Raw genomic sequence first — 18,316 nt, forward strand, 5'->3', positions numbered from 1 at the left:
GCTGTGACTGAGCGCACCCTCGTACTGATCAAGCCCGACGCCGTTGCCCGTGGATACGTAGGAGAAATCCTCAGCCGTATCGAGCGCAAAGGCCTGACAATTGCAGCACTCGAACTCCGTGTAGCTTCCGAAGAGGTGGCTGGTAGCCACTACGCAGAACACGCCGAGCGCCCGTTCTACCCGAGCTTGTTGGAGTTCATCACCTCCGGTCCGCTGGTGGCCGCAGTGCTCGAAGGCCCCCGCGCCATCGCTGCTTTCCGTCAGTTGGCCGGCGGAACCGACCCGGTCGACAAAGCTCTTCCGGGCACCATCCGTGGCGACTTCGGACTCGAAGCGCAGCAGAACCTCGTTCACGGCAGTGACTCCGTGGAGTCGGCAGAGCGCGAAATCGCTCTGTGGTTCCCCGCGCTGTCGTCCATCTGAATCTTCGATCGGGGCCTCTGGCCCACATGTAACGGGCCTCCGGCCCACATGAACGGGCCTTCGGCCCACATGAACGGGCCTTCGGCCCACATCTCCACAGCGAATTCTCGGCACGTATCCCACATCGGTGCGCCCTTTGCAGTTGCAGGCGCGTTGGTGTGGGATACTGCTTTCAGTTGAACCGCAATTTGTTTTACGCACGTTCAACCGGATGACACCTAGGTTCGATGCCCTTTCATCGCTGCTCCAGGTCAACAGGAAATCCCTGGACCTCTGCACGCTGGATGATCAGGCGCTCGCGCACAGGACAACGGCCATCCAGCCAGGCACTTCATGTGCTCGCAGTGAATAACGGGCATTGCGGACCATGCGGAGCGAGACCTTACAATCTCGCACTCACTTCTGAGTGCGAGTACACACAGCACGCTCCCGCGTGGCCGCGTGACAACTCGACTTCTGGGTTGGACGCGCCCGGGGGCTGAGGAGACTTACGTGGCCGATCAATCCCCAACCGAATCAGATTCCAGCACCACCCCGGAATTTCCCGACAAGATGCGCGTACACGCGCTGGCGAAGCTGCTCGGTGTCACCAGCAAGCAGGTCCTTGCCGAAGCCGCAGCGCTCGGTACCGAATTGCGCAGTGCGCAGTCGAGTCTCCAACGGGACGTTGCCCAGCGGATTCACGCCTCGCTGACTTCCGCGGCCGAGGCCATCGAGCCGGTCGTGGCCGAGCTCGATACCCTCATCGACCCGGTTGTCGAGGCCCCGGTTGCCGAGACCCCTGTTGCGGAAGAGCCTGTTGCAGAGGCTCCGGCCGAGAAGCCTGTCAGGGCTCGTCGCACCCGCAAAAAGGTCGTTGTCGAAGAACCGGCCGCCGAAGAACCTTCAGCAGAAGAAGCAGTGGATCCGGCTGTCGCCGAGATCAGCGCTGGACTCGACGCCGCTGCTGCGCTGCAGAGCAAGGAAGCCGAGCAGTCCGATCTGTTCACTTCCTTCGAGGCGCCGCAGACCCATCAGCCCGAGGTGGCTCCCGCCGCGCCGCAGGTCCCGCTGTTCCTGCAGCCGGATCTCGAAGCCGCCGAGGTAGCTCCGCGTCGCCGTCGCGCACGCCGCGAGCCCGCTGCACCGGCGGTCGTCGAAGAGAAGCAGACAACTACGGAAGCCGAAACCGTCGTTCCCGAGGCAGCACCGGTTGCAGTTCCTGCCGTCGAAGAGCCGGCTGTGACCGCACCGCAAACCGAGGGCGAGAGCGCCGAGTCCGAGGACGAGGACGACGATCAGCCGCGTCGCCGTCGTCGTGGACGCCGTGGACGTGGGCGTGGTCGCGGTGAACAGGGTGGCGAGCAGGGTTCGGACGAAGAGTCGGATACCGCTGCCGAATCGGAGCAGGAATCTGCCCCTGCGGCAGTCGAGAAGCAAACCGACGACGCTGCCGGCGAAGAATCCGGTGATAAGTCCGAGTCCACCGCGGATGCGGATTCCGAGAATGCCGACGATTCCGATCTCGATGCCGACGGATCGAGCCGCCGTCGCCGCCGTCGTCGTCGTCGCAAGACCGGCACCGACGGCGCCACCGACGCGACTGCGACGTCCGAGGACGATCCGCCGAACACCGTCGTTCACGAGCGCGAACCTCGCAACAAGACCCGCGTCAAGGACGAGGTCCAGGGCATCAGTGGTTCGACACGTCTGGAAGCGAAGCGTCAGCGTCGCCGCGACGGTCGTGACGCCGGTCGTCGTCGTCCGCCGATTCTGACCGAGTCGGAGTTCCTCGCGCGTCGTGAGGCCGTCGATCGCGTCATGGTTGTGCGTGATCGAGCAGACAGCGGTCAGCCGCATGCGACTACACAGGTAGCAGTCCTCGAAGACGGAGTGTTGGTCGAGCACTTCGTCACCAACTCGGCGTCCGCGTCGATGGTCGGCAACGTGTACCTCGGACGTGTCCAGAACGTGCTCCCCAGCATGGAAGCGGCGTTCATCGACATCGGACGTGGCCGCAACGGCGTTCTCTACGCCGGTGAGGTCAACTGGGAGGCTGCCGGTCTCGGTGGCAACTCGCGCAAGATCGAGCAGGCCCTCAAGCCGGGCGATCAGGTGCTCGTTCAGGTCAGCAAGGATCCGGTCGGCCACAAAGGTGCTCGACTGACCACACAGATTTCGCTTGCCGGTCGTTTCCTCGTCTACGTGCCCGGTGGTACGTCCACGGGTATCAGCCGCAAGCTTCCGGACACCGAGCGCAAGCGTCTCAAGGAAATCTTGCGCGACATCGTTCCCGCCGACGCCGGCGTGATCATTCGCACGGCGTCCGAGGGCGTCAGCGAAGAAGAGTTGGCGCGCGACGTGACTCGTCTGCAGGCTCAGTGGGCCGGCATCGAGGAGCAGGCCGCGGCTGCGGACACCGGTAAGTCCGGCAACCCGCAGGCGCTGTACGAAGAGCCTGACATGCTGGTCAAGGTCATTCGCGATCTGTTCAACGAGGACTTCTCCAAGCTGGTCATCGAGGGTGAGAAGGCGCATACGACGGTCGAGAACTACATCAACTCCGTTGCGCCCGACCTGCTTCCGCGACTCGAGAAGTACACGCCGAACAACGGTATCGACGTCTTCGCCGCTCGCCGTATCGACGAGCAGTTGGCCAAGGCGCTCGATCGCAAGGTGTGGCTGCCGTCCGGCGGCACCTTGGTGATCGATCGCACCGAGGCCATGACCGTCGTCGACGTCAACACCGGAAAGTTCACCGGAGCCGGCGGAAACCTCGAAGAGACTGTTACCCGCAACAACCTCGAAGCAGCCGAGGAGATCGTTCGCCAGATGCGCCTGCGGGACATCGGCGGAATGATCGTCGTCGACTTCATCGACATGGTCCTCGAATCGAACCGGGACCTGGTCCTGCGTCGGCTCACCGAATGCCTGGGTCGCGATCGCACGCGCCATCAGGTGTCGGAGGTCACGTCACTCGGACTCGTGCAGATGACGCGCAAGAAGTTGGGCACCGGATTGGTCGAGGCCTTCTCGACCACCTGTGAGCACTGCCACGGCCGCGGCATCATCGTCCACTCCGAGCCGGTCGAGGTGAAGTCCTCGGACGACGGGGGATCGCGTTCGGGCTCGCAGCGAAGCGAATCCGGCACCTCGCGCAAGAACAAGCGTGGCCGCGGAGACAAGTCGCCTTCGACCGAGTCCAACGGACAGGAAGCTCCGGCGCCGGAGGTTCCGGCTGTCGACGCGACCGTCAAGCGGGCTCATCCGGTGGCATTGGCGATGGCCTCGCATCACCACGACGACGACGAGACCGTCGCGGCCGACTCGATCGAGTCTGATTCCACCGGTACGTCTTCGGGGGACGATGCATCCAAAAGTACCGATCGGCAACAGGATCGGCCGATCGATACTCCTGCTGCTCCTGAGCGCCATGACGTTCCTGTTGTGGACTCTGCTGCGGAAGAAGTTTCCGCAGTGGACAACGAGTCGGCGGCAGCTTCGACCGAAGCTGCTCCGCGCGGTCGTCGGCGTAGTCGCCGGGCGTCGCGGGCAGCGTCGGCACCGGTTGCCGAGGCAGCTCCCGAGGTGGGTACGGTCTTCGTGATTCCGACTCCGGAACCCGTGGCAGAAGCGGTCGTGGAAAACGTTCCGGCTCCGGCCACCGAAGTTCCGGCTGAGGAAGAAGTTGTCGTCGTCAAGCGACCCCGTCGCAGGCGTGCAGCAGCACGTCCCGCAGGTCCTCCGGTAGACGGAGAGTAAGAACTACTGGCTTTCGGTCGGTTGGATGACTTTGCGATGAGCGAGGACATCCAACCGTTATCCGAAGTTTCAGCTGGTAGAAGCAGTACAGAGTAGTGAGCACCACCCCTCGGCGGGGCGGTTTGACCCTGACGGTTGCTTTCCCGTAACCTTGGAGGGTCGCCACCCGGCGGTAGAGATTCCGTGTGCCTAGAGTGCGCGTGAATGTCCCGGTACGTCAGTGCCGAGCCGAGGTGACATAAACCAGACCAGTCGCGATGCATTTGAAGCCTCAGGCAGCAGCGCGAGCAAGTTCGAAGAAGCAAGGGGTAGCCCTCCGATGGCAACGTACGCGATCGTCAAGACCGGCGGAAAGCAGTACAAGGTCGCTGTTGGTGACCTCGTCAAGGTCGAGAAGATCGAGGGTGAGCCCGGCACTGCTGTCTCGCTTGCTCCCGTTCTCGTGGTCGACGGATCTGACCTGACCACCGACGCGGCCAAGCTGGCCAAGGTCGCAGTCACCAGTGAGATCGTCGAGCACACCAAGGGCCCGAAGATCCGCATCCACAAGTTCAAGAACAAGACCGGTTACCACAAGCGTCAGGGCCACAGGCAGCCGATCACGGTGCTCAAGGTCACGGGCATCAAGTAACCAGTTCTTTCTAGCTAATTTCACCCGAGGAGGGTCAATAGCATGGCACATAAGAAGGGTGCATCCAGCTCCCGTAACGGTCGCGATTCAAACGCCCAGCGCCTCGGCGTGAAGCGCTTCGGCGGCCAGTCGGTCAGCGCAGGCGAAATCCTGGTTCGCCAGCGCGGCACGCACTTCCACCCCGGCGTCAACGTCGGCCGTGGCGGCGACGACACCCTGTTCGCTCTCGCTGCCGGTGCAGTCGAGTTCGGCCAGAAGCGTGGACGCAAGACCGTGAACATCGTTCCGGCCGTCGTTGCGGCTGAGGTCTAGTCTTTCTCGCTAGTTGTGCGTCACCGGTTCTACTTTCGGTAAGAGAGTGACGCGTTCCAAGCTCCCGATAGGGGCGGACCAGGGTTGAAATAACCCGGTCCGCCCCTATCGTTTGTTTAAGCAGTGCCAGTTTTACCCCGAGCAACCCTGCTCACCAGAAGTTCAGCTCATCGCGTGAGACCCGCAATTGACTGAGGAAGGATCCGGCAGTCATGTCCCGATTCATTGACCGTGTTGTGCTGCACGTCAGCGCTGGAAAAGGCGGCAATGGTTGCGCCTCCGTACACCGCGAGAAGTTCAAACCGCTCGGCGGTCCGGACGGTGCCAACGGAGGTCGCGGTGGCGACGTCATCCTCGTGGTCGACGAGAACATCCACACCCTCCTCGACTTTCACTTCCATCCCAACGCGAAGGCGACCAACGGCAAGCAGGGCGCCGGCAGTAACCGCGAGGGTGCAAACGGTGAAGACCTCATCCTCAAGGTCCCGGATGGAACTGTGGTTCTCGATACCGACGGCAACGTCCTTGCCGACCTCGTCGGTGTCGGCTCGCGCTACGACGCCGCTCAGGGCGGCCGCGGCGGACTCGGCAACGCAGCACTCGCCTCGAAGGCTCGCAAGGCCCCAGGTTTCGCACTCCTCGGTGAAGACGGTGTCGAGCGTGACCTGGTTCTCGAACTCAAGTCGGTAGCCGACGTCGGTCTGCTCGGATTTCCCTCTGCCGGTAAGTCTTCGCTGGTGTCCGTTCTCTCGGCGGCCAAGCCGAAGATCGCCGACTACCCCTTCACCACTCTGGTCCCCAACCTCGGCGTCGTCTCGAGCGGTGACACCACCTTCACCGTCGCCGACGTGCCCGGACTGATCCCCGGTGCCAGCGAAGGCCGCGGTTTGGGCCTGGACTTCCTGCGCCACATCGAACGCTGCGCCGTATTGGCGCACGTGATCGACTGCGCCACCCTCGATCCGGGGCGTGACCCGATATCCGACATCGACGCCCTGGAAGCAGAGCTGGCCGCGTACACGCCCGCGCTCTCCGGCGACTCGGGACTCGGTGACCTCGACAAGCGCCCGCGCGTCGTCATCCTGAACAAGACCGACGTTCCGGAGGCAGCCGAGCTGGCCGAAATGGTCACACCCGAGATCGAAGCTCGCGGATGGCCGGTCTTCACCATCTCGGCGGTGAGCCGAGAAGGTCTGCGACCGTTGACATTCGCGCTGGCGAAGATGGTCCGCGACTACCGCGAAGCTCATCCGAAGCCCGAGCCGAAGCGCCAGGTCATTCGCCCGGTCAAGGTCAAGGATTCCAGCTTCACCATCGAGAAGGATCCCGATATCCCTGGTGGGTTCGTCGTCCGAGGCACCCGCCCGGAGCGGTGGATTCGTCAGACCGCCTTCGACAACGACGAAGCCGTTGGTTACCTCGCCGACCGTCTTGCACGCTTGGGTGTCGAGGACGCATTGGTCAAGAAGGGCGCTCAGCCAGGGGCTTCCGTCACCATCGGTGACGTCAGCTTCGAGTGGGAGCCGATGACGCCGGCCGGTATCGATCTGACCCGTACGGGCCGTGGAACCGACCCGCGTCTCGATCAGGTGGAGCGTATCGGCGCCGACGAGCGCAAGCATGCTCGTCGCGTCCGCCGCGGGCTGCTCGACGAAGACGCCTGACTCACGCGATTTCAGGACGAAAACCGAAGAGAGGGAACGGGACTGTGCTCGGGTCCACCAGGGAGTCGATAGCGTCGGCTCACAGTATCGTCGTGAAGATCGGGTCGTCTGCGCTCACCAGTCTGGTGGCGGGACTCGACACTCACCGACTTGATCTGTTGGCCGATGCCATCGAGGCCCGCATGCGCGCGGGCTCCGATGTAGTCGTCGTCTCGTCCGGTGCCGTCGGCGCCGGACTGGCGCCGCTGGGACTGACCAAGCGACCGCGGGATCTCGCGACCAAGCAGGCTGCGGCCAGCGTCGGTCAGTTGGCGCTGGCTCACGCCTGGGGTACGTCGTTCGCCCGTTACGGGCGTACCGTCGGGCAGGTTCTACTCACGGCGGACGACATCGCTCGACGGACGCAGCACCGCAACGCCCAACGGACACTCGATCGTCTACGGGCATTGCACGCGGTGGCGATCGTGAACGAGAACGACACCGTTGCCACCACCGAACTTCGATTCGGTGACAACGATCGGCTGGCTGCTCTGGTTGCTCATCTCGTCGGCGCCGACGCGTTGATCCTGTTGTCGGATGTGGACGGCCTGTACGACGGGGATCCCCGAAAGGGCGATGCCACACTGATTCCCGAGGTCAACAGTCCCGAGGATCTCGACGGTGTGGTTGCCGGTTCGGGTGGCGCTCTCGGTACCGGAGGCATGGCGTCAAAGCTCTCAGCAGCACGCCTGGCCGCTGATTCCGGAGTGCCGGTGCTGCTCGCGGCAGCATCGGACGCTGCGCAGGCACTCAGTGGTGCCGATGTCGGAACGGCATTTGCGCCCCGGCCGACGCGATTGTCGGCTCGCCGATTCTGGGTACGTCACGCCGCTGACACATCGGGTGACCTTCACCTCGACGAAGGCGCCGTTCGCGCGGTGGTGTCCAAGCGTCGAAGCCTGCTGTCCGCGGGCATCGTCGGTGTGTCCGGCGATTTTCACGCCGGCGATGTCGTGTCGCTGATGGGACCGGGGGAGAAGCCCGTCGCTCGGGGTGTCGTTGCGTTCGACGCTACGGAGATCGAGGAGATCCTGGGGCGCTCCACCGCCGATCTACCGGCCGACATGCAGCGTCCCGTGGTTCACGCGGACGACTTGGTGGCGCTGTAGCTGTCGTACTCGACCAGGGCGGAAAGTGCTTCAGCACAACCGACTTCGAGCTTGAGGTCGGCGTATTCGTCACCTCGGGTCGTTCCGCGATTGACGATGGCGATCGGCTTCCCGGTCTTGGCGGCATGCCGCACGAAACGCAGACCGGACATCACCGTCAACGACGACCCGGCTACCAACAGTGCATCGGCTTGGTCGACGAGGCTGTACGCCCGGGCCACACGTTCCTTGGGGACGGATTCACCGAAGTAGACGATGTCCGGCTTGAGTAGCCCACCGCACACGGCGCAATCTACGACGCGAAAGTGTGCGGTGGATTCGATCACGGCATCTGCATCGGGCGCGATCTCGACTCCCGTTGCAGCAGCCACAGTTTCGGCAAATCCGGGGTTGGCTTCCTCCAGTCTCTCGGCGAGAGTGGCGCGGGAGATCAGCCGCTGGCAGCTCAGGCATCGAACCTGCGCGTAGGTGCCGTGGAGGTCGATGACGTTTCGCGCGCCGGCCTTGGTGTGCAGGAGGTCGACGTTCTGGGTGATCACACCGACGGCTCGCCCTGTTCGCTCGAGTGCCGCGACGGCCCGGTGGCCCTGGTTGGGCCGCGAGCTGTCCATGTATCGCCAGCCGATGTGGTTACGCGCCCAGTAGTGACGTCGAAACGCCGGATCGCCGGTGAACTGCTGGAACGTCATCGGATTGCGCGGGGGTGAATCGGGGCCACGGTAGTCCGGGATTCCGGAGTCGGTGGAGATGCCTGCACCCGTCAGAACTGCCAGGCGACGGCCGGACAGGAGCTCGGGAAGGGCGTCGAGGCGGCTGTTGTCGGTAGGCACCGTTCCAGGATAGGCGCGTGTGCGAGACGGCGGCGCGGAGGAAGTCCGAAATGTTCAATAGAACACGTGTACGACTGTCGATACTCGTAGACATGAACACAGTGAACCCAATTCCCGCTGGTTACCGCACGATCACTCCCTACCTTGCGGTGCCGGACGGGCATGCCGCACTCGACTACTACAAACGAGCCCTCGGAGCTGAGATCGTCGACGCGATGAATGCACCTGACGGCACTCTCATGCATGCCGAGATTCGGATCGGTGATTCGATGCTGCAGCTTTCGCAGGAGATGCCGGACTTCGGTCTCAGGTCGCCGCAGGACGGCTGGGTGCATTCGTCCATCGTCGTTTACACCGAGGACACGGACGAGTTCGTCGCTCGGGCCGTCGCCGAGGGAGCCACGCTGGTCACGGCGGTCGCCGATACGTTCTCGGGTGACCGGCATGGAGTGTTTCTCGACCCATTCGGCCATCGGTGGGCCGTATGCACGAAGGTCGAGGACGTACCTGCGGAGGAGGTGGCTCGCCGGGCGCGGGCGCTCTTCTTCCCGGATACGGATTCGCCACAGTAACTTTCGGCAGCTTTCGCCGGATCATTCAGGCTTCGGCCGCGTGCTCAGTATCCGGCGACCGGGTCGACGAGGGCAGCCAGTGCCTCGCCCTTCGCGAAGCGGGTCACGTTCTTGGAGACGTGATCCGCAAACGCGGCGGGGCGAACTCCCGGCGGATTGGAATCGTGGGGTGTGATGATCGCATTCGTCAGATCCCACAGCGGGTGACCGTCCGGGAGGGGTTCGGGGTCGGTGACGTCGAGACCGGCGCCGCCGATCTGCTCCGACTCGATTGCCTCGACCAGCGCGTCGGTATCGACCAGTGATCCGCGCGCGACATTGATCACCCAGGAATGGGGTTGCATCGCCGCCAACTGCGCGCGGCCAACGAGGTGACGGGTGGCCGGGGTGGCGGGCGCAGCGATCACGAAGTGATCTGCGCGAGAATAGATTTCATCCATCCTGGATGCGGGGTACGTCGAGATGGCCCCGGGAACCGGGCTACCGGAACGATTGACTGCGATGCTGTCCGCCCCCTGCGCGGCCAGCATCGGAATCAGCGCGCGGCCGATACCGCCTGCGCCGATGATCGCAACCGTCGAGCCACGAAGGGTGCCGATCTTGGGAAAGAACTCGAACTGACGCCACGTTCGAGCTTCGATGTGTGCGGGCAGGTGACGAACTCCGGCCAACAGCAGCATGAGCGCGTGCTCGGCCACCGAGGCCGAAAACGCGCCGGCCGCCGAGGTCCACGTGATTTCGGTGTCCTTCGGAATCACACCGGAGTCGAACCAATCCTCGATTCCCGCCGACGGCAGCTGCACCCACCTGACCGACGCCGGTAACTCCGACGGAAAAGTTTCGGGTGAGCCCGCCCAGATCAGGGCGTCGGCAGTGTCGATCGGACTGATCAGACCTCCGCCCCGAAGCACCGCGCTGTCGAGCAGTGCATCGGGGACGGGGCCGATCGCTACGCGTGGAGAGGTGTCAGTCGCCATGACTAGACGCTACGCGGGGACCTCCACCAGTGGGTAGACACCGTTCTCGTCGTGTACCTCACGCCCGGTGACCGGCGGATTGAAAACGCAGAGCATGCGCATCTGCGTATCGGGCTCGACGCGGTGACGCTCGTGACCGTTGAGCAGGTACATCGACCCCGGTGCGAGATCGTATTCCTTGTTGTTGTCCAGGTCGATCAGCTTGCCGGTGCCCTCGACGAGCCAGACCGCTTCGACGTGGTTGGCGTAGTGGAACTCGTTGACCGAACCTGCCTTGATGGTGGTTTCGTGGAACGAGAACCCGACGCGGTCGCCGCCGAGGACGATGCGCTTGCTGCGCCAGTTGCCGTCCTCGCTCGTGATGTCGCGGTCGGTGTCGGTGATCTCGGTGGTGGTGCGAACGATCATGGGGGAGTCCTTCCTCTAGCTGCAGACCTTGAGTGTCGCCTCGGCCAGAATGGAGAGGCCGTGCTCGAGCTCGTCATCGGTAATCGTCAGTGCCGGAAGCAGTTTGACAACCTGGTCGGAGGGTCCGGAGGTCTCCGCGAGCAATCCCTCGTCGAATGCCAGCTGGCAGACCTTGCCGGCGCGCTCGGGCTGATCGAAAACGAGGCCCTGAACCAGGCCGCGTCCACGGTGCGAGACCTCGCCGGGGAACTGATCGGAGAGATTGGCGAAGCATTCGCTGATGCGTGCGCCCTTCTTCAAGGTTGTCTTCGTCAGTGCGTCGTCGGACCAGTAGTGGTCGAGTGCAACCTTGGAGGTGACGAACGCCGGGTTGTTGCCACGGAAGGTGCCGTTGTGTTCGCCCGGTCCCCAGACGTCGAGTTCACGCTTGAACAGCGTGAGCGCCATCGGCATTCCGTAACCGCTGATCGACTTGGACAGCGTGACGATGTCGGGAACGATTCCGGCCTCTTCGAAGGAGAAGAACGGGCCGGTGCGGCCGCAGCCCATCTGGACGTCGTCGACGATCAGCAGGATGCCACGATCCGAGCACAGTGTTGCCAGTGCCCGAAGCCATTCGGGGCGAGCGACATTGACGCCGCCTTCACCCTGAACGGTCTCGACGATCACTGCCGCGGGACGGTTGATGCCGCTACCGGAATCGTCGAGAACGCGGGAGAACCACTGGAAGTCCTCGGTGACGCCGTCGAAGTAGTTGTCGAAGGGCATCGGTGTCGTGTGCACGAGCGGAACACCGGCGCCCGCGCGCTTCATCGAGTTGCCGGTCACGGAGAGTGCACCAAGTGTCATTCCGTGAAATGCGTTGGTGAAGTTGATGACTGCCGAACGTCCGGTCACCTTGCGAGCCAGCTTCAGTGCAGCCTCGACGGTGTTCGATCCGGTCGGGCCGGGGAACTGGACCTTGTAGTCCAGGCCGCGCGGCTCGAGGATGTTGCGCTGAAAGGTCTCGAGGAACTCGCGCTTGGCGACTGTCGACATGTCGAGGCCGTGCGTGATGCCGTCGCTCATGATGTAGTCGACCAGCGCCGATTTGAGCACCGGGTTGTTGTGGCCGTAGTTGAGGGCGCCGGCACCGGCGAAGAAATCGAGGTATTCGCGTCCGTTTTCGTCACGAATCCAGGATCCGGATGCGCTGGTGAACACTGCAGGCCAGTCACGGCAGTAGCTGCGGACCTCGGACTCGAGGGTTTCGAAAATGCTTGCTTCGTTGATATTCATATCTTCTTTGTTCCTCCGGGGCATGCTGTATGCCGAGCGCGAAGTGCGCTAGGCGCCGATCGTGTAAAGATCTTCGGCTTCGTGTCCATCGGGAAAATCTTTGGGCGAGAACAAGTTCTGCCTGGTTATCGGTACTTCGCGTCGACGTGCGAGCGCGGTGAAGAGTGCGATCGAAGCCTCGTTGTCGGGGCTGATCGTCGTCTCCAGATGTGTAACACCCAGTGGGGCAGTGCGATCCATCAAGTCGGACAGCATGCGGGCAGCAATTGCCTTGCCGCGCTGGTCCTCGTCGACCGCGACTTGCCACACGAACAGGGTTTCCTGCGCGCTGGGACGGGTATAACCGGAAACGAATCCGACTACGCGGCCGTCTACCTCTGCGACGATGGACGTCGCGCTGAAATCCCTGCACCACAACAGGTATGCATAACTCGAATTGAGGTCGAGCACCTTCGAATCACGTGCGATCTCCCAGAGCCGGACTCCGTCATCGATCTGTGGGCTTCTGAACAACACCGCGTCCGGCGCGGTGGTCGGGATAGCTCTCGTATCAACAGGCTTCATCGGTCATCTGAACGTAACAATCATTGCTGTCGAAGTCATGCAGATGTCCGTTTCGGGCCGTGCGGAACCCGTTGCGCCCCAGGTGAGGACATGAATGTGATCGTGCTCACATTATGTAACTTTTGGTGTTGTCCGAGCGACTATTTCGGGCCAAAACTCGCTATTTGGGGCTCGCGAGCGCCAATGGGAGGACCGAATGCGCACCTGCCTGCCGAAGTGCGCGTGCGGCCATCGTGAAAGTCCAACCGGTGTCGGCGATTGCGTCGACGAGAAGTATCGGTCCCTGATGGATACTCATGTCCGGAACTTCCCAAACATCGACCAGTCCGGACACGCGATAGGCGGAGTTCGCTGCCGACACCGGAGGGTGGTCGGGTCGCAAGCGAAGGGTGCCCAGGTCGGTCAATCGCCCGACCTCGGCCAGCTTGGCAGCCAGGCTCGACACCAGCAATGGATGCGTCGTGGATTCGAGGGCCATGACACCGGTGGGGCGCTCGGCCCAATTCCAGGCGGCCAGAACGCTGATACACGCGCTGACCACCGCATCGGGTACCTCGGCGTCGGGACCGTCGAAAAGCGCGCGGAGACGTTGGCCCCAGCCCAGGTCCGACATCCGTCCGAGAATGCGCCCGGTTTCCGGTCCCTCGGTGATCTTCCCGGACAGCTTGACGCCCAGCTTGCTCAGGCCGGTCGGCCACATCTTGCGCGGCTCCAGGTCGAATCCGGGGCGCTGCAAGCGCGCCCGAGTCTCGTCGAGGGCGGTGGTGTCGACAGTGGTGTCGTAGCGATTGCCGGTGCAGTTGTCACAGCGTCCACACTGTGAGTTCTCCGATGTCAGACCAGGATCGTCGAGTTGTTCACGCAGGAAGGTCATTCGGCACGTGGTGATGCTCTGGTACTCGACCATTGCAGCCTGCTCGGCCTGGCGAGCGTCGTCGAGTCGACCGTAGCGCTCGGCGTCGTACACCCAAGGTTCTCCGGTGCTGATCCAACCGCCCTTGACTCGTTTGACCGCGCCGTCGACGTCGAGAACTTTGAGGACCATTTCGAGACGGGTGCGATTGAGCTCCACCAGCGGTTCGAGTGCCGGTGTCGACGTGGCCTTTTCGGTGTCGAGGTGCTCGATGACGCTGCGGACCAGATGCTCGCGGGGGAAGGCGACCGAGGCGAAGTAGCTCCAGATCTGCTTGTCCTCGGCGCCCGGCAGCAGGATCACGTCTGCCCTGTCGGTGGAACGCCCGGCGCGGCCCACCTGCTGGTAGTACGAGATAGGTGACGACGGTGCGCCGAGGTGGACGACGAACCCGAGATCAGGCTTGTCGAAGCCCATCCCGAGGGCCGAGGTGGCCACCAGAGCCTTGACGCGATTGCCCAACAGGTCCTGCTCGAGGGATTCACGTTCGGTGGGATCGGTCTGGCCCGTGTAGGCGGCGACGGTATGACCGCGCTCGGAGAGCAGGCTTGCGAGGTCGCGAGCGGCCGAAACCGTCAGCGTGTAGATGATGCCCGATCCCGGCAGCGTCTCGAGTATGTCGGCGAGCCAGGCAGCGCGCGCCGTCGCCTCGGGAATGTGAACCACGGAAAGGTGAAGTGACTCGCGTTCGAGCCCGCCACGAAGTACGAGCGTTTCCTCGCCGCCGACGCCGAGTTGGGCGGACACGTCCTCGACGACGCGGTTGTTGGCCGTAGCCGTGGTCGCGAGGACGGGAATGCCCTCGCCGAGTTCGGCGATCAACGTCCTGATACGCCGATAGTCGGGACGGAAGTCGTGTCCCCAGTCGGAAACGCAGTGAGCCTCGTCGACCACTACCAGGCCGGCGTCAGCTGCCAGGGACGGGAGAACCTGATCGCGGAAGTCGGGGTTGTTGAGGCGCTCGGGGCTGACCAGCAGTACGTCGAGATCGTTGGCTGCAACGCGGGCGTGGATGTCGTCCCACTCCGTGACATTGCCCGAGTTGATGGTCGCGGCTCGCACCCCGGCACGCTCGGCAGAACTGACCTGGTTTCGCATCAGGGCCAACAACGGAGAGACGATGACCGTGGGGCCATGACCTGTTGCCCGGAGCAGCTTCGCCGAGATGAAGTAGACCGCAGACTTGCCCCAGCCGGTCCGCTGGACGACGAGGGCGCGTTTGCGTTGCACCACCAAGGCCTCGATGGCCGTCCACTGGTCCTCGCGTAGGCGGGCATCCGGCCCCGCGAGTTCACGGAGCAGTCGCTCGGCTTCGTCGCGCATGGCTGGGGCAGTGGCGGTGGTCATGGACCCCATGGTGCACGACCCTGCCGACACGTGCGGGCTTCAGGCCTTGGCAACAGGCTCCTGCAGCTCGGTGACCCAGCCGTCGACGTCCTCCGGGCACGCCAGCGTGACCTCCCGGCTGGGGCCGGCATTGCGGTATCCCGCTGCGTCGATCCACTGAGCCAAGGCTTGATAGGCGGGCAGGCAGTTGTCCATCGGCCCCTTGTGCAGCAGCGAGGCCACCTGAGCTTCGGCCTGCAGTTCGACGACCGCGAACTCGTAGTCGCCCTCGGGATCCGCATCGACCGGTAGCGCGGCATGCACGACGACGTTCTCGTCGTCACCGGCATCCTCGTAGTACGCGAGCGCAGGTCCGATCGCGGCGATACCGGCACGATCCAAACCGGTGCACAGGCGCTCGTACAGCCCGCGAACCACCGGACCGATCGACGACGGATCCATCGTCTTGGCGGTACCGGTCAACTCCGCGACCCGCAGCGCCGGAACGGACTTGATCACAACCTCGTATGCGGACATCTGTCCCTCACTTTCGATGATGCGTAGGCGCGCCTGTACATGCGCCAGTCGCGCGGTGTCTTCCTGGATTCGGGTCTCGAGTTCTGCTCGGCGAAGCGTGAGCATCCCGCGGATTTCGTCGACGGTGACCGCCGACTCCACCACCTGCTGGACCTGGGCCAGGGTCAGGCCCAGCTCCTTGAGCGCGACGATGCGGTTGAGCAGCGCCAACTGGCCCGCGGTGTACGAGCGGTACCCGGTGGATGCGTCGACCCTCGCGGGCACGAGCAGGCCGATGGCGTCGTAGTGGCGGAGCATGCGCACCGACACACGACCTGCTCTCGCGAAGTCTCCGATGCTCAACATGGTTACTTGCCCCGTTTCTCCCTCACGAACCCGACACCTACAGGTTTAGAACCTCACACGGTGTCAGAGTCAAGCTGTCGGTTCAGGACTTTTTCAATCGCATCGCGAGTGGGCGACGCCACCGACGCGCCGCGGACCGTCGTCGCCAGACTTCCCGCCGTGGCAGCGAACTGCAGGGCGCGGTCCTGGTCCTGCACCCACTCCACGGCGAAGGCCCCGGTGAAGGCATCGCCGGCGCCGGTGGTGTCGACGGGTGTCACGGCCGGGGAGTCGGCGTGGATTGTCTCGTCGCCGGTCTTCAGATCCGCGCCGCCCGCTCCGAGCGTCGTGACGAGGTGCGCGACGCGACCGGTGACCGCGGCCAGCTGCTCCGACTCGGTCTGGTTCACGATCAAGATGTCGACTGCATCGATCAGTGGAGTCGGAAGTTCTTGTACGGGAGACGGATTGAGGATGACCGTCGTCCCGTTGGCGTGCGCGTGCTCGGCTGCCGCTGTAACTGTCTCGACCGGGATCTCGAGTTGGCACAGGAGGATGTCGGCGCGGGAGATCGCGTCGAGGTCTGCTTCGGTCAACGAAGTGATCGAGGAATTGGCGCCCGGGACGACGATGATGTTGTTCTCCGCGTCTTCGCTCACGGTGATGGCCGCGACGCCACTCGGGCCGTCGACACTACGTAGCAGTGCGGTGTCGACCCCGGCGTCTTGTAGGGTCTCGCGCAATTGGGTGCCGAAACCGTCGTCGCCGACCGCGCCGATGAAGGACACGTCCCCACCGGCCTTCGCGGCGGCGATGGCCTGGTTACTGCCCTTACCTCCGGCCGCGGTGGCAAAGGCAGTGCCGAGCAGCGTTTCTCCCGGAGCGGGGAATCTGGACACTGACGTGGTCAGATCCATGTTGATACTGCCGACGACGACGATTCGAGGCGTGCTCATACCTCGAGGTTATCGGCCTTCATTCTCTTGCGGCGAACCTTGCGGATGATCCGGCGTGCTTCCTCGTCGGTGGCCACGGCGGGCGGAGAGCCGTCCAGTGGCTTCCGTGCGGTCTCGGGGATCATCAGGACTGCGATACCGCCGATCACCGCGGCGATCATCATGTACATCGGTGCGACCAGATTGCTGCCCGTTGCACTTTCGAGAGCTGTCAGCACCAGGGGAGTGGTTCCACCGAAGATCGACACCGCGAGGTTGTATCCGATTGCCAAGCCGCCGTACCTGATTCCGGTCGGAAAGAGCGCGGGAAGCACGGACGGGAACACCCCGACGAACAGCAGGAGCAAGCCGCCGAGAATTGCGAGTCCCAGGAAGACCGTCACGTAGTTGCCGATGCCGATCAGCAGGTAGGCAGGCAGGGACAGGACGAAGAATCCGATGAAACCGCTGAGCAGCAAGGGTTTACGCCCGACGCGGTCCGAGAACTTTCCGACGTAGCTGATTCCCATCATCATCACGATCATGACGATGATCATCAGAACGAGTCCGTGGGATTCGTCGTAACCCAACGTGTTGGTCAGATACGTCGGCATGTAGCTGAGCAGCCCGTAGTGAGCGATGTTGTACGTGGCCACCAGGACGATGCACAGAACAAGCGGACGCCAGTTGTCGACGAGAGTTTCGCGTAGTTTCTTGCCGGTGGATTCGTCTGCGAGGGAACGCTCTTCGGCCTGCTCCATCATCTGGAATGCGGGAGTTTCCTCCAAACGTAGACGGAGGTACAGGCCGATGAGACCCAGCGGTCCGGCAATGAGGAAGGGGATGCGCCAGCCCCACTGGAGGAGGTCCTCGGCGCTGACGACGGTCTGGATGATCGTCACGATGCCCGCTGCCGCCACATATCCTGCCAGAGTCCCGAATTCGAGGAAGCTGGCGAAGAAACCGCGCCGCTTGTCCGGCGCGTATTCGGCAACGAACGTACTGGCCCCGCCGTATTCGCCGCCCGTGGAAAAGCCCTGCAACAGGCGTAGGAGTACCAGCAGGATCGGGGCGGCGATACCGATGGATTCGTAGCTCGGGATGAGGCCGATGGCGAAGGTACTGCCGGCCATCAGAATGATGGTGGTGGCCAGGACCTTCTTGCGTCCGATGCGGTCACCGAGTGGACCGAAGAACAATCCGCCGAGAGGGCGGACGATGAAGGCAGCCGCAAAAATTGCAAACGTCGAGAGGAGTTGAGCGCTGCCGCTCGCGTCCGGGAAGAACACTTTTCCGATAGTGGTAGCTAGATATGCGTAAACGCCGAAATCGAACCACTCCATGGCATTTCCGAGCATCGTTGCCTTGACAGCGCGCTTGACGGACGCATTGTCGGTGACGCAGACATCGGGTGATTCGGCCACTTCGAGAGCGCTGATCGAGTTCTCTGGTGTAGTCATGACATGCGCTCCCCAGCGCAATCATCGAACCGAGCGGGGCACGTACCTGATGCACGCATCTTTTCGTTGCCCACTCGCCGATGAGCCGGTCGGGAAATCGAGCGTCCGCGTGCCCTGTGGCTCGTTGCGACCCCCGTCGCACGGCTCTGGCCCGCGGCAGTGTCCGGAGCCCACAGGGCTCCGGACTACCGGCAAGTAAGACGCTTACGCTATCAAAGTGGCTCTTCGCGCTTGAGCGGGGTGCCCGGTAGTTGATGGGGCTCGTGGCCCCGA

At 63.4% G+C, this 18,316-nt stretch carries 16 protein-coding genes; 7 read left to right on the forward strand and 9 right to left on the reverse strand.

What is annotated here, in order from left to right:
* Positions 1-3 precede the first annotated feature (3 nt).
* From ndk to proB, 6 genes are all read left to right on the forward strand, one after another.
* The gene (gene ndk / locus H7C86_RS27895; RefSeq protein WP_019749070.1) at positions 4-423 is read left to right on the forward strand and encodes a nucleoside-diphosphate kinase; all 420 of its coding nucleotides are present in this window, start codon (positions 4-6) and stop codon (positions 421-423) included.
* Between the two features lie 492 nt (positions 424-915).
* On the forward strand, positions 916-4,164 hold the full coding sequence (locus H7C86_RS27900) for a translation initiation factor IF-2 N-terminal domain-containing protein (protein ID WP_182262627.1): 3,249 nt from the start codon (positions 916-918) through the stop codon (positions 4,162-4,164).
* A gap of 319 nt (positions 4,165-4,483) precedes the next feature.
* Positions 4,484-4,795, forward strand: a complete 312-nt coding sequence (gene rplU / locus H7C86_RS27905) for a 50S ribosomal protein L21 (protein WP_003944533.1) — start codon at positions 4,484-4,486, stop codon at positions 4,793-4,795.
* A 42-nt stretch (positions 4,796-4,837) separates the two neighbouring features.
* On the forward strand, positions 4,838-5,107 hold the full coding sequence (gene rpmA, locus H7C86_RS27910) for a 50S ribosomal protein L27 (protein ID WP_003944532.1): 270 nt from the start codon (positions 4,838-4,840) through the stop codon (positions 5,105-5,107).
* A 212-nt stretch (positions 5,108-5,319) separates the two neighbouring features.
* Positions 5,320-6,771 carry a GTPase ObgE gene (obgE, locus tag H7C86_RS27915; protein ID WP_019749068.1) on the forward strand — a complete coding sequence of 484 codons (1,452 nt, stop codon included), beginning with the start codon at positions 5,320-5,322 and terminating at the stop codon, positions 6,769-6,771.
* Positions 6,772-6,815: 44 nt separating this feature from the next.
* Complete coding sequence (gene proB, locus H7C86_RS27920) at positions 6,816-7,919, forward strand: glutamate 5-kinase (protein ID WP_019749067.1); 1,104 nt, start codon at positions 6,816-6,818, stop codon at positions 7,917-7,919.
* Here proB and H7C86_RS27925 read toward each other — a convergent pair.
* Complete coding sequence (locus H7C86_RS27925) at positions 7,892-8,749, reverse strand: NAD-dependent protein deacetylase (RefSeq protein ID WP_070797096.1); 858 nt, start codon at positions 8,747-8,749, stop codon at positions 7,892-7,894. The genes proB and H7C86_RS27925 overlap by 28 nt on opposite strands.
* Before the next feature lie 50 nt (positions 8,750-8,799).
* On the opposite strand from H7C86_RS27925, the gene H7C86_RS27930 reads away from it, so the two are divergent.
* Positions 8,800-9,321: a VOC family protein gene (locus H7C86_RS27930; RefSeq protein ID WP_020969987.1), complete on the forward strand. Its 522-nt coding sequence runs from the start codon at positions 8,800-8,802 to the stop codon at positions 9,319-9,321.
* 44 nt (positions 9,322-9,365) lie between these two features.
* Here H7C86_RS27930 and H7C86_RS27935 read toward each other — a convergent pair whose 3' ends face one another.
* From H7C86_RS27935 to H7C86_RS27970, 8 genes are all read right to left on the reverse strand, one after another.
* On the reverse strand, positions 9,366-10,298 hold the full coding sequence (locus H7C86_RS27935) for a D-isomer specific 2-hydroxyacid dehydrogenase family protein (RefSeq protein ID WP_007731007.1): 933 nt from the start codon (positions 10,296-10,298) through the stop codon (positions 9,366-9,368).
* Between the two features lie 9 nt (positions 10,299-10,307).
* Positions 10,308-10,706 (reverse strand): ectoine synthase, encoded by a 399-nt coding sequence (locus tag H7C86_RS27940; RefSeq protein WP_003944463.1) that lies wholly within the window; start codon positions 10,704-10,706, stop codon positions 10,308-10,310.
* 15 nt (positions 10,707-10,721) lie between these two features.
* Positions 10,722-11,984 (reverse strand): diaminobutyrate--2-oxoglutarate transaminase, encoded by a 1,263-nt coding sequence (gene ectB / locus H7C86_RS27945; protein ID WP_020969986.1) that lies wholly within the window; start codon positions 11,982-11,984, stop codon positions 10,722-10,724.
* A 48-nt stretch (positions 11,985-12,032) separates the two neighbouring features.
* The gene (gene ectA / locus H7C86_RS27950) at positions 12,033-12,548 is read right to left on the reverse strand and encodes a diaminobutyrate acetyltransferase (RefSeq protein ID WP_019749063.1); all 516 of its coding nucleotides are present in this window, start codon (positions 12,546-12,548) and stop codon (positions 12,033-12,035) included.
* A gap of 160 nt (positions 12,549-12,708) precedes the next feature.
* Entirely contained in the window at positions 12,709-14,808 is a 2,100-nt protein-coding gene (locus H7C86_RS27955) for a DEAD/DEAH box helicase (protein ID WP_153210815.1), read from the reverse strand.
* A 39-nt stretch (positions 14,809-14,847) separates the two neighbouring features.
* Positions 14,848-15,669 carry a MerR family transcriptional regulator gene (locus H7C86_RS27960; RefSeq protein ID WP_182262628.1) on the reverse strand — a complete coding sequence of 274 codons (822 nt, stop codon included), beginning with the start codon at positions 15,667-15,669 and terminating at the stop codon, positions 14,848-14,850.
* Positions 15,670-15,722: 53 nt separating this feature from the next.
* On the reverse strand, positions 15,723-16,604 hold the full coding sequence (locus tag H7C86_RS27965; protein WP_182262629.1) for a ribokinase: 882 nt from the start codon (positions 16,602-16,604) through the stop codon (positions 15,723-15,725).
* Positions 16,601-18,043, reverse strand: a complete 1,443-nt coding sequence (locus H7C86_RS27970) for an MFS transporter (RefSeq protein ID WP_019749059.1) — start codon at positions 18,041-18,043, stop codon at positions 16,601-16,603. Before H7C86_RS27970 ends, H7C86_RS27965 begins: the two co-directional genes overlap by 4 nt.
* Positions 18,044-18,316 lie beyond the last annotated feature (273 nt).

It is taken from the genome of Rhodococcus sp. UFZ-B548 (genome assembly GCF_903819475.1).
In the GTDB taxonomy this organism is placed as follows: domain Bacteria; phylum Actinomycetota; class Actinomycetes; order Mycobacteriales; family Mycobacteriaceae; genus Rhodococcus_F; species Rhodococcus_F erythropolis.